The following is a 12,055-nucleotide window of genomic DNA, read 5'->3' as shown; positions in this document are numbered from 1 at the left end:
CAGAATAAGGCTACTCATTTAGGGAATAACAGAGTGCCATTCCGCCCGAGTATAAATCATAATTTAAAGCTCTATCGGTTCATTAAGCGTTTCATAATTTATTCTGCAATGCTTAAATGTTGTCCCTGCTGCGGTTTCAACTAAGGGCGTTATGGTATCAAGCATCTTGCTATAGGACATTATCTGATTGCCTTCCCATTTTAGCGTATTTGCCGCTAAACACAGTAAGTTAAACACCGTTTCAACTCTGTTATCGTGGCCATTTTGACGTAAGAATTTATTTTGCCCAATGACGATACTACCCCGCTCAATCGTCCTCATCGAGAAGATACAATCGACGATTTCATCCTTACTGGATAGGAGTTCACCACTTTTAACGGCCCATCCCCACAGCGTTTGAACCCTTGCTCTTAACTCGATGAATATAACGCTCAGATTGCCTTCATACTCCGAACTAGAGACACCATATACATGCGGGTTAACACCTAAGAAATTGATACAAACAGCGCCCTCTTTAGCCGACCAACACTGCACTATATCGTACATTAGCGTATAGACTATTTTCTCTTTATTACTGAGTTCATCCATGCCCATAATCATGTCTGTTTTAACTAGAATATCATTTACATGCTCAACGAATAATGCGACAACGATGTCTTCTCGAGATTTAAAGTGACTATAAAATGTTTTTGGCGAGCATTTGGCTTTAGCTGGAATTTGAGAAAGCCGGAATGAACAAACCCCCTCTTTTAAAATTAGCTTTTTGGCTTCCGCCAAAATTTTATCTCTTGTTACCGACTTCGTTTTTAAATGATTATGCATTTTGCAACCTCCACTAAAACCACAGTGCGTACATGAACTCTCACCAAAGCCCTCACAAGACAGCTGAACAAAACCACTAATGTTTCAACAAGATACAACCAGCTAACACTCCAAACCCTTAAAGAATATATCACTAAAGATAATAACCATTACAGAGAAACAAACTGAAATTGTGACCGGTTTCAACCAGCTATTAACAATTGAGACTCAGGGCTTTTTCAGGCGTGATTACCATCACGATACCCGGGTATAAAACTTTCCCTTTAGCAGTAAATCCCATCACAGAAATCATTTCAGGAAGAAAATAACATTGTCAACAGAAATTAATTCTATATCGAAGGATTTTTGAGGGCACTATGAAAACATCACTAACCGCTTTAACCGCTGCACTATTTATGACATTCACAGCCTCTGCCGCTGAAGTGATTACAATAGATACTCCTGCACTAGATAATACCGTACAGAAGGTTTACTCCGTCTACTGTCCATTTTGTTATAAATACGAAAAAGCAGTCACACCTAACCTTATCAAGAACCTGCCATCGGGCACCAAATTCCAAGCCATCTGCTTAGAGAATAAGGGCGAACTTGGGGTTGAATCTTGTGAAGTCTTAGCTGCTGCCGACACCATCAGCCACGCTAAGTACAAGCAAGCCAAGATGGCCATGTACGCCGCCATTCACGATAAAAAACTTAAAGATGTCAAAGGTTCTAAGGCAATAAAGGGCAATCTCGCCGCCATTGGCCTACAAGCTGCCGGTATATCGCAAGCCGAATTTAAAAGCGCACTTAGCTCTGTAAAAGCACAAGAGAAACTCGCCTATGACCGCACAATTGCGTTAACCATTGCGAAGAAAAAAGGCATTCCGGCGATAGTGGTTAACGGCAACAAGATGATTGATACCAGCACGATTACCTCATTGCCAAACCTTGATGAAACCATCAAGAACAACCTGTAGGAGTGATCATGCTTAATAAACTCAAACAGTGGATTGCTGACTTAAAAGCAAATCCACTGCCAACCTTAGAAGCAACCCAAGAAGCTCGCACAGTCTGGGTGGTTATGGTCGCAGCTTGCGTGTTCCTACTGGGTTCGGCGATGGGATATTTTCAAGTATTTCTTGAGATGGATCCGTGTGAAAACTGCGTTTACATCCGCTTCAGTCAGTTCTGCATCCTGATTGCAGGAGTCATCATATTGGTGAACCCAAAGCATAACGTGCTGAAGATTGTGGGGCTTATTCTCGCTTGGTACGGCATCATCTACGGCCTAGATAAAGCGATTATTCTTTCTGGGCAACATGTGGCCTCCCACGCTGCCGACACTGGTTTGGATCTATTCCAATCGGGTCAAGGCGCTAATGCTTGTTCACTAGAACCCACATTTCCACTCGGCTTACCTTTACATGAATGGCTACCATTCGAGTTTGCTCCATCGGGTATTTGCGGTGAAGACGACTGGTCGCTATTTGGCTTGAACATGGCTCAGTACTGCATTATCAGCTACGCCGTATTCATTATCTGCGCTTTACCTTTAACCATTGCATTTATCACTAAAACATTAAAAAACCGAAATAAATAGGATTACATCATGTTAAAGAAAACTATTTTAGCAACGGCTATTGCCGCTATCTCTTTAGGTGCATCGGCAGCGGGCTTTATGCCTGCACCAGCCGTAGGCCAACTTGGCGCGGTACTTGTTAACCCTTACGGAAACTCGCCGCTAACGGCGCTTATCGACCTGCACAGTAAGCAGCCAACTGATGTGGTTGTCACAGTTAAAGGTAAGGGGCGCGACGGTGTTGATATCAAATACCCTGTTGGCCAGCAAACCATTAACACTCACGACGGTATTCCCGTATTTGGTCTGTATGCTAACCACAGCAATGTGGTTGAAGTCACCTACAAGTTAGACGGTAAGAAAGTCTCCGAAACATACAAAGCACTGACTGGTGCAATCGTTAACAACTACATGGATAACCGCAACGTTTCTGCCTTGCATGAAGTTCAGGTTAAGAAGGTTGCCGAAGGTTTTGAAGATCGCCTATATCTGGTGAATTCTCACACCTACAACCAGCAAGGTTCAGATCTGCACTGGTCTGGTCAAAAAAGTAAAGACGCTGGCATTTTTGAAGGCTCGCCAGCCATGGGCGCACTGCCTTTTGAAAACCCGCCAATGACCTACGTTATCGATACTGAAGGTGAAGTACGTTGGTGGTTAAACCAAGATGCCACTTATGATGCCACCAGCTTAGATATCGAGAAGCGCGGTTATTTGATGGGCTTCCAAGACACAGGCAATGGCAGTTATACCTTCGTACAGGGCCAACGCTACGGTACCTTTAACCTGTTAGGGCAAATTGATTCAAAGCGTCTGCCTCGCGGCTACGTTGATGCGTCGCATGAGCATAATGTGATGCCAAATGGCCACACCTTAGTGCGTGCGGCAAAGGCAAACTACATTAACGATCGTGGTGATGTGGTTCATACCGTTCGAGATCATGTGCTCGAAATGGATCAAAGCGGCAATCTAGTCGATGTTTGGAACGTGGCAACAATTCTTGATCCATACCGCGATGCACTGCTTGAAGCACTCGATATGGGCGCGGTTTGTTTGAACGTTGATCTGGACCAGTTAGGTCAAACGGCAGAGATGGAAATCGATGCCCCTTATGGCGATATTCCAGGCATTGGCGCTGGTCGTAACTGGGCGCACATCAACTCAATCGAGTACGACCCAAAGGGTGATGGCATTATCGTATCCTTACGCCACCAAGGTGTAGCGAAAATTAACCGCGATAAAGAAGTGGTCTGGATCCAAGCGCCACGCGAAGGCTGGAACGAAGAGTTGGCTAAGAAAGTACTGACTCCAGTCGATTCAAACGGCAACAAGATCAAGTGTACTGAGAAAGGTGTTTGTGAAGGTGACTTTGATTTTACTTACACCCAGCACACTGCTTGGCTAAACAATTCAAACGGCAACCTAACCGTGTTTGATAATGGCGATGGTCGTGGTCATGAACAGCCTGCGTTAGCCAGCATGAAATACAGCCGCTACGTTGAATACAAAATTAACGAAGACGATATGACCATCGAGCAAGTCTGGGAATATGGTAAAGAGCGTGGCTATGACTGGTACAGCGCTATCACCTCAAATGTTGAATACATGGAAGACAAAGACACCATGTTTGGTTTTAGTGCTGCAATTCACCTATACAACCCAGGTGAGCGCACCATCGGCAAGATCAACGAGATTGGCCATGCTGATGGCAAGGTGAAAGTTGAGATTGATGTGTTATCTGAAAAGCCTAACACACCACATTACCGCGCCAGCTTAGTGAACCTAACGAGTCAGTTCGGTAAGTAATCACCAATAAATGTTGTAAAGGGGCCTTAGCGCCCCTTTTTTATAGGATTAAGTATATGAACAAGGCATTAAAAGTAGCAATCCCCGCTGTGATCGCAGGGTTCTGTAGCTTTGGCGTCTCAGCCAATGATTTCACCACCGTGACAGCCGGATATATTGCCCATAGCAGTGACAGTTTGGATGAAAACAAAAACCAGTTTGATAGAACGCTACTGACCGTTGCTAACGTGCGCGCCAAAGACTGGGGCAGAATAGTCACCGTTGGTATTTTTGAAAACTTGGAGCAGTCATCATCCGATCCCCAAGGCGAAGTATTTGGAGAGGCATGGAGCACCTTTAAGTTTGCCGGTGCGGCGCACATAAAGACTGGGTTCGTGCCGGGGCTTAACTATATGGTCGATGAGTTCTTTTTCACTAACACCAATGGTTATGAAAACAACATGAAGCTAGGGCTTTCATACGATATGAAGTTTGGCGATGCCAAAGCCAATATCGGCGCAGGTGCTAACTATGTCAGTATTGATAACGCAGGTGCCAAGTTCACCGGCTTCTCGGGGTATGCACTTAATGCCACCCTGCAGTACCCAATATCAGACAAATGGGCGGTTAAATTTCTATACAATGGCGTATTTGAGCGTGATGAAGAGCATGCTGTCGGCTATACCGATAGCTTAGACGGTAAACAGCATGACTCGGGTTATCGTCTCGATTTAGCCTTAAATTATCATTTCAATAAGTCTATCTCGGCGGGAATTACCCTTCGTCAGCTTGATAGCTGGTTCGGGTACAAATCAGGTAAGGCAGATATGATGGTGCTGACGACCTCTATCACTTTCTAATAATGATCCCCGTCTTTAATCTCTACAGTCAAAGGCGGGATTAACCTTGAAAATACCACCGAATGCAGAGTTGTGCGCTAGGGTGGACAGGGCTCTGGTGGCAATGCCGCCTTAAAGTAGGAAGCTCAAAAGACTCATACTAGCCTCCAGTGGAGCGACAATGACCACACGTTCAAATTAAATGGCCGCTCTGCAGGTATGCCTTCGTCTATTTCTGACTATGCTCAGTCCCATACTGAAGATCAGATCTGACTTCCTCTATCTGAAAACTCTCGTCCATCTATTGTTGCGCCCCCCTAACCTCTCAGGGACAGGTGACGACTTAGATTTTACCGGTTCTGCATATAACAAACGTTGATGGCGAATAGGTTACGCTGAACACTGACGACCAAGCTGTAGTTAGCCATATGATTTCAAATGTGCAGTAAATAAAAGCCAACCAACTTAATTATTACCATAGTGTTATGCAAATGGGCTACCAAAATTCAGCAAAACGAGGGCCAAAACCTGTAATATTTGTAATATAATTTTGTTAATGGAGAAGTAGAGTATCAATTTAAAAGCAAAATAATGAAAATTGCCATTTCAAAGCTCTATAGGCTCACTGAGCGTTTCATAGTTTAACCTACAATGCCTAAATACTGTTCCCGCAGCAGTTGAAACTAATGGTGTTAGGGTGTCAAGCATCTTGCTATACGATACAATTTGAACATTCTCCCATTGCAAAGTATTAAGAATTAAACATAGTAGATTAAATAAAGTTTCAACTCTATTGTCTTGTCCATTATTATCATGACCATGCTGTCGTAGGAACTTATTTTGGCCAACGGCGATACTCCCGCGCCCGACTGTAGTCAGTGAAAAAATACAAGCAACAATGTCCTTTTTACTTGATACTATTTCACCACTTCTAACAGATCTGCTCCATAGTTCCTGAACTCTCTCCTTCAATTCAATGAATATAACGTTAATATTCCCTTCATACTCCGAACTTGAGAACCCATATATATGTGGATTCACGCCCAAGAAATTAATGCAAACATCTCCTTCCTCGGCTGACCAACATTTAATAATGTCGTACATCAAGATAAAGACTATCTTCTCTCTATTACTTAGTTCATCCATGTCCATTAATACATCTATCTTTATAAGTATATCATTTACATGTTCAACAAATAGCGCTACAACTATATCTTCCCTAGATTTAAAATGACTGTAAAATGTATTAGGCGAACATTTTGACCTAGTGGGAAGCTTGGATAACCTGAATGAACAAACGCCCTCCTCCACTATTAGCCTTTTAGCCTCAACTAATATTCGATCTCTTATAACCGACTTTTCTTTTAAATAGTTATGCATATAGCAACCTACATAAATCTTTTGTTTACAAATTTATTTAAGTTATAAAATACGGATTATTGGAGAGGTTGCAAAGAAAATGCTCTGAACTGTGATAAATTTCAACCGACTAATAGCAAGTGTGATATAAGGCTTCTATATTCGTGATTTTTGTCACGTTTATAGAGTACAATCCTTACTCCTCTTCAGTAAATTTCATCACAGTAAAAGTCCCCTCTAAACAATATGATTATTGACAGAAATTAATTCTAGATCGAACAACTTTTGAGGAACTTATGAAAACATCACTAACCGCACTAACCGCTGCACTATTTATGACATTCACAGCCTCTGCCGCTGAAGTGATTACAATAGATACTCCTACACTAGATAATACCGTACAGAAGGTTTACTCCGTCTACTGTCCATTTTGTTATAAATACGAAAAAGCAGTCACACCTAATCTTATCAAGAACCTGCCATCTGGCACAAAATTCCAAGCCATCTGCTTAGAGAATAAGGGCGAACTTGGGGTTGAATCTTGTGAAGTCTTAGCTGCTGCTGACACCATCAGCCACGCTAAGTACAAGCAAGCCAAGATGGCCATGTACGCCGCCATTCACGATAAAAAACTTAAAGATGTCAAAGGTTCTAAGGCAATAAAGGGCAATCTCGCCGCCATTGGCCTACAAGCTGCAGGTATATCGCAAGCCGAATTTAAAAGCGCACTTAGCTCTGTAAAAGCACAAGAGAAACTCGCCTATGACCGCACAATTGCGTTAACTATTGCGAAGAAAAAAGGTATTCCGGCCATCGTCGTCAACGGCAACAAGATGATTGATACCAGCACAATCACCTCATTGCCAAACCTTGATGAAACCATCAAGAACAACCTGTAGGGAGCATCATGCTTAATAAACTCAAACTGTGGATTGCCGACTTAAAGGCAAATCCACTACCAACACTAGAAGCAACCCAAGAAGCTCGCACAGTCTGGGTGGTTATGGTCGCAGCTTGCGTGTTCTTACTTGGCTCGGCTATGGGTTATTTTCAAGTATTTCTGGAGATGGATCCCTGTGAAAACTGCGTTTACATCCGTTTTAGCCAGTTCTGCATCCTGATTGCAGGGGTCATTATATTGGTGAACCCAAAACATAACGTGCTGAAGCTCTTGGGTCTCGTTCTCGCTTGGTACGGCATCATCTATGGCCTAGATAAAGCCATTATTCTTTCAGGGCAACATGTGGCATCACACGCTGCTGACACCGGGCTCGATCTATTCCAATCAGGTCAGGGCGCCAATGCTTGCTCACTAGAGCCAACATTCCCACTGGGCTTACCGCTGCATGAATGGCTACCGTTCGAGTTCGCACCATCGGGTATTTGCGGTGAAGACGACTGGTCGCTGTTTGGTTTGAACATGGCTCAGTACTGCATTATCAGCTACGCCGTATTCATTATCTGCGCTTTACCTTTAACCATAGCATTTATCACTAAAACCATTAAAAACCTAAAATCTGCCTCATAAATTGAACTAGCTGTCCTCCTAGTGAGCAGAACTTTCGATCAAGAAGGAAGCACTAGGAGGGCATATGTCTAGTCACTATAAATTCAAAACTGTCATACTGGGTAACTCACTTTTATAAATCAGAATTCCCAAAGTTACGCAGAAATACTCTTTTCTTGAAATGATACCAAGCCCCACAACAATCCTATATCAGGATTGTTGTCGCCCCTAAAGAATTAGTCTACATGCATAGAGTTTGTGGGCTCGACAAACATCAAGATAAGCCACAATAGGGAATTCCAAGACATGAAACCTTACCTGACTAGCTTTACAAAAGACACTTTGGAATGGTTCAACTAGTTCAAGCTACGCTAGATGGTAAATAATTAGGACGGTGTAATTTCTGCAATAAATTACTTGTATCGTTTAATTCCCCGAAATTGATAACACCGTATAACGATTTGGCCACAAAATATCTGTGAGACTAAAAATGTATATGATTATTTTATGTAATATAAAGCTGAGTGTAGTGGCATAGTTAATTTGGAAAACTAGTGGGGGGAAGGATAACTCACTAAGATAGACTTCACTACAGCGAAAGAAAGCACTAATATATATGCAGGAATATACAGAGTGTCCTAAATGAAACAAGCTATTACTCCATTAAACATGTAATAATTTATTTTACACAGCGTAACCAACCGAAGCCAGTTGTTATCTAACGGGATAAAAACTCGATATTTAAGTATATAAATATCACTTAGAAGAGAGAAGGTGAATCATTTTGAATTGGACTAAACTTATTTCAAGTTACAGCCTGAAACTACAGTACTTCTTTAATTAACAGCCTAAAATATCACGAGCAACACTTGTATAAACTAACTCTATGAAACTGAAAAAATAACAACATCACAACTGGACTTTAAAAAATATTTATGACAATACGTTCACTTACCTAGATAAAAGAATAAGTCCTAGTCCAAAATAATTAAAGAGGATGTGATTTTTTAATGAAAGGCGTTGACTTTAGTCTAACGCCTAGAACGTTGCGGATAGCTAGAAGTTATATTCCAGATTAAACTCTATTACCTCACCGTCTTCACCATATCCTCCGAAATTGAGTTTATCAACAAATGTGATACCCGCAGACAGTTTTTGGCTAATAGGGAATTGAAGGCCTAGGCGGATTTGATGGCCATACTCCTCATCATTAATTTGACCTGCATAAGCATTATATTCGCTATCCCGTTGAAACTGGCCTTCATAGTATCCCTTAAAGAAGAACGTGTAATCGCCAACCGAGAATGGCCTAAATATTATAGCAGTGGCAACGTAAGAGGTAATAACTTCCGTTTCGCCGTTAACAGTAATGCCGTATTTTTGGGTGTTACTGTTTGGGTTATTTGTATTTACCGTTATATTATAACCTATCGCTGGCTTAATCTGAAACCCTGCAAATTCCAGATCATATGAAAATCCTATATAGTTGTTATTCTCTAACATAAATTGATTAGCAACCATAAAGTTATACATCCACCAATTAAAATTGCTGTCGCCAATATCCTTATGAATAGTGCTTCTAATTCTATACTCTGCATAAGCGCCCGCATTAATGGAGTCTAGGAAATCGTTACTTGCCCCAGTCGCGAAAGGATCAACGGCATCAATACCTAAAAGCCATCCGCCCCAGTCATACTTTGAAAACTGATTAAAATTCAACCCTGCTTTATTATATTTCACAGGAGCTTGAGAGTTCCCTACATCGCTTATATGAGTTTCTTGAACAAGGCTTAATGAGCTGGTTCTTGTCAATAGTTCTGCTGATGCATGGGTGGGTAACATAGCTAACGCAATAAATATTCCTAGTACTTTCTTATTCATATGTTCATTCCAGTTTTATTTTTAAGTCTTATTGATTCTGAGCTTCGCGTAACCTACTACTGACCATGTTCTAAATAGATATGGCGAAACAGGTATATTCATGATTGAATGGAGGCTTATTGGTAACGCCTCCATTTACTTTGGTAAGATTAAAAGTTGGGTATAATTACTTGGGCGCGATACCCGGTAGAAAATAATCTATTTGATTCGACTTTAATTTCTACTGCAGGTTTTTTCGACCCATAAGGCGTTTCAACCAGGTATGAGATAACTTTTCCAGTAGTGTTATCCATTTTCATGTTTCCAAGCCCTCCACCTACACCAAATATATTTGATGATGCGGAATAGACCATCATTGAGTCTTTATCTGCTTGGTATTTAACAATTGATGTTATAGGGCTATAGAACTCAATCCCGCGATCTTTTCCTATTTCCCATAACTGCTTCACGGTCATATTTTCTTCGTCAATTTTGTATTCAACAGCACGAGAATATTTCATACTTGGCATGGCGGGTTGTTCTGTATTACGTCCATCGCCATTATCAAATACTGTCCATGTCCCCTTCTCATCTACCTTGTATGCTGTATGCGATGTATAGCTGAATTCAAATTTATCACCACAGTCACCGTTGTCAGTGCACGAAAGCGTTTTCCCATTTCCATCAACTGGATTTAAAAGCTTATCGCCAAAACGAGCTTTGTCCCAGCCTACTTTAGGCCCAAGAATCCACTTAACCTCTTTGTCTCGACCAATTTTTATTACCGCCGATTGGTGACGCGAAGAGATAATTATTGAGTCATCGACTGGATCATAATCAATAGAATTTACGTGTGCCCAGTTACGGCCTGGCCCCACGCCTGGTATATCGCCAAAAGGGGCGTTCTTAAGATCATCTTCAGTTACTTGATGCCCAGCCTGATCTACATCGATATTTAGGCATACCGCACCAGCGTCCAGCGAAAGTAGGGCTGCATCTCTGTATGGGTCAAGGATTTTGTTTAAATCCCAAACATCAACTAAGTTCCCCGCCTCATCAACTTCAATAATGTGGTCTCGAATAGTGTTAACTCTTCTACCATCTGGGAGCGCATAGTTCTCTTTTGCCACTCTGAGTAAATAGTTGCCGTTTTCTACTTGGATTCCTTCATGCGAAGCGTCAATAAAGCCACGAGGAAGTGAACGGTCAAATACCATACGACCAGTTAAGGTCAGCTTCTTGTAACTTTGCCCTTGAACATAGACCAAGTGACCATCGTCAGTGACATTAAAGCCCATTGCGTAGCCGGCTTTTTCCCGATGATTACCATTGTGGGTAGTGTGTGGATTAAGGTACCATCGAATGTCACCGGCAGTATCCGCAATAAAAATTCCCGGCGTGCCATCCCAAGCTAGCGCGCCTGGAGCTAGGTTGTTGTTATGCGCAATCTGTGCATCTTTTGGTGTTGCAGAAGTCCAGTTGTATAGATACAAGCGATCCTTAAATTTTGTGTCGACCTTAACAGGCGTAACCTTTGGCGCCTTGGCCCATTGGTGGTTGCCAGAAAATCCCATATCAATATCAGGAGTCAAAATTTTATAGTCATGCGACTTTTTCTCTCCTCCTTCAGTCCATTTCACCGTTACGGTGTTGTAGAAATCAGGATATAGGCCAAAAATAGGGACACCACCATCTTCCTGAATGCGCTTATCGGATACTGGGTACTGAATTGAAACACCATCGGCATCATTTTTATGAACGATAACGCTAACGTTTCTAATTTCATGTCCGTGCAATTGTACAACTGCTGTTAGTGGTGCATGTTCATAGGGATTAACAACTACATTTCCTAGCGGCTGACCAATAGGTTGTAACTTTAGCCCTTCAATTGACCCCGCATTCACCACCGTTGTTGTCATCAATAATGCAGAAAATATAATAGATTTCTTGAACATACTTACTCCGTTTAGTTTATTTAAGTTGATATATTCGCATAGCGTTCTGGCTCTTTATGCCAAATGAATCAACAAAACTGAGTAAGGAAAATATCGATGTTTTATGGGCTTAATCACAATAAATTAGTGTGCAATGAGATATCGAAAATCAATCGACACTTGCTCAATTACAAACTAGAGAAGCATAAAAAGTAGATTAATTGTCGCGGTAGGTATGGTTATTTCTTTCCCCCAAAAAAAGATATGGACGTGCGCTATTAACACATCCGATGCATACCCCTGACCTTAAACTTAAAAACGTATTTCCTGATAACGGAAACATTTTAGTTTAGACAACCTTTATTTAATGTATGTTAGTCTCGACTGT

Annotated in this window: 10 protein-coding genes; 6 read left to right on the top strand and 4 right to left on the bottom strand. The window is 41.7% G+C overall.

Features of this window, described 5'->3' with window-relative positions; all coding sequences use genetic code 11:
- Positions 1 to 63 precede the first annotated feature (63 nt).
- Positions 64 to 822: a TetR/AcrR family transcriptional regulator gene (locus JK628_RS03135; RefSeq protein WP_202287827.1), complete on the bottom strand. Its 759-nt coding sequence runs from the start codon at positions 820 to 822 to the stop codon at positions 64 to 66.
- Between the two features lie 356 nt (positions 823 to 1,178).
- On the opposite strand from JK628_RS03135, the gene JK628_RS03130 reads away from it, so the two are divergent.
- Genes JK628_RS03130 through JK628_RS03115 form a run of 4 tightly spaced genes read left to right on the top strand, consistent with a single transcriptional unit; the run spans position 1,179 to position 5,028 of the window.
- Positions 1,179 to 1,781: a thioredoxin domain-containing protein gene (locus JK628_RS03130; protein WP_202287826.1), complete on the top strand. Its 603-nt coding sequence runs from the start codon at positions 1,179 to 1,181 to the stop codon at positions 1,779 to 1,781.
- Between the two features lie 8 nt (positions 1,782 to 1,789).
- Positions 1,790 to 2,404 carry a disulfide bond formation protein B gene (locus JK628_RS03125; protein ID WP_202287825.1) on the top strand — a complete coding sequence of 205 codons (615 nt, stop codon included), beginning with the start codon at positions 1,790 to 1,792 and terminating at the stop codon, positions 2,402 to 2,404.
- Positions 2,405 to 2,413: 9 nt separating this feature from the next.
- Positions 2,414 to 4,189 carry an aryl-sulfate sulfotransferase gene (locus JK628_RS03120; protein WP_202287824.1) on the top strand — a complete coding sequence of 592 codons (1,776 nt, stop codon included), beginning with the start codon at positions 2,414 to 2,416 and terminating at the stop codon, positions 4,187 to 4,189.
- Between the two features lie 56 nt (positions 4,190 to 4,245).
- Positions 4,246 to 5,028: a hypothetical protein gene (locus JK628_RS03115; protein ID WP_202287823.1), complete on the top strand. Its 783-nt coding sequence runs from the start codon at positions 4,246 to 4,248 to the stop codon at positions 5,026 to 5,028.
- 585 nt (positions 5,029 to 5,613) lie between these two features.
- Here JK628_RS03115 and JK628_RS03110 read toward each other — a convergent pair.
- A complete protein-coding gene (locus JK628_RS03110; RefSeq protein ID WP_202287822.1) occupies positions 5,614 to 6,387 on the bottom strand; it encodes a TetR/AcrR family transcriptional regulator in 774 nt (257 codons plus the stop codon).
- Positions 6,388 to 6,662: 275 nt separating this feature from the next.
- Between JK628_RS03110 and JK628_RS03105 the strand changes: the two genes are divergently transcribed.
- Both JK628_RS03105 and JK628_RS03100 read left to right on the top strand, forming a co-directional pair.
- A complete protein-coding gene (locus JK628_RS03105; protein ID WP_202287821.1) occupies positions 6,663 to 7,265 on the top strand; it encodes a thioredoxin domain-containing protein in 603 nt (200 codons plus the stop codon).
- 8 nt (positions 7,266 to 7,273) lie between these two features.
- Positions 7,274 to 7,894: a disulfide bond formation protein B gene (locus JK628_RS03100; protein WP_202287820.1), complete on the top strand. Its 621-nt coding sequence runs from the start codon at positions 7,274 to 7,276 to the stop codon at positions 7,892 to 7,894.
- Positions 7,895 to 8,929: 1,035 nt separating this feature from the next.
- On the opposite strand, the gene JK628_RS03095 is transcribed toward JK628_RS03100, so the two are convergent.
- A complete protein-coding gene (locus JK628_RS03095) occupies positions 8,930 to 9,754 on the bottom strand; it encodes a hypothetical protein (RefSeq protein ID WP_202287819.1) in 825 nt (274 codons plus the stop codon).
- Positions 9,755 to 9,903: 149 nt separating this feature from the next.
- Complete coding sequence (locus JK628_RS03090) at positions 9,904 to 11,688, bottom strand: aryl-sulfate sulfotransferase (RefSeq protein WP_202287818.1); 1,785 nt, start codon at positions 11,686 to 11,688, stop codon at positions 9,904 to 9,906.
- Between the last annotated feature and the right edge of the window lie 367 nt (positions 11,689 to 12,055).

It is taken from the genome of Shewanella sp. KX20019 (genome assembly GCF_016757755.1).
In the GTDB taxonomy this organism is placed as follows: domain Bacteria; phylum Pseudomonadota; class Gammaproteobacteria; order Enterobacterales; family Shewanellaceae; genus Shewanella.
Note: the sequence above shows the minus strand (reverse complement) of the source record. Positions and strands in the feature narration are given on the sequence as shown.

What these genes read in the sequence shown, in the direction of transcription:
- JK628_RS03115 (WP_202287823.1), top strand. Translation starts at nt 4,246, where the DNA reads ATGAACAAGGCATTAAAAGTAGCAATCCCCGCTGTGATCGCAGGGTTC.
- JK628_RS03135 (WP_202287827.1), bottom strand. Translation starts at nt 822, where the DNA reads ATGCATAATCATTTAAAAACGAAGTCGGTAACAAGAGATAAAATTTTG.
- JK628_RS03105 (WP_202287821.1), top strand. Translation starts at nt 6,663, where the DNA reads ATGAAAACATCACTAACCGCACTAACCGCTGCACTATTTATGACATTC.
- JK628_RS03130 (WP_202287826.1), top strand. Translation starts at nt 1,179, where the DNA reads ATGAAAACATCACTAACCGCTTTAACCGCTGCACTATTTATGACATTC.
- JK628_RS03120 (WP_202287824.1), top strand. Translation starts at nt 2,414, where the DNA reads ATGTTAAAGAAAACTATTTTAGCAACGGCTATTGCCGCTATCTCTTTA.
- JK628_RS03125 (WP_202287825.1), top strand. Translation starts at nt 1,790, where the DNA reads ATGCTTAATAAACTCAAACAGTGGATTGCTGACTTAAAAGCAAATCCA.
- JK628_RS03090 (WP_202287818.1), bottom strand. Translation starts at nt 11,688, where the DNA reads ATGTTCAAGAAATCTATTATATTTTCTGCATTATTGATGACAACAACG.
- JK628_RS03095 (WP_202287819.1), bottom strand. Translation starts at nt 9,754, where the DNA reads ATGAATAAGAAAGTACTAGGAATATTTATTGCGTTAGCTATGTTACCC.
- JK628_RS03100 (WP_202287820.1), top strand. Translation starts at nt 7,274, where the DNA reads ATGCTTAATAAACTCAAACTGTGGATTGCCGACTTAAAGGCAAATCCA.
- JK628_RS03110 (WP_202287822.1), bottom strand. Translation starts at nt 6,387, where the DNA reads ATGCATAACTATTTAAAAGAAAAGTCGGTTATAAGAGATCGAATATTA.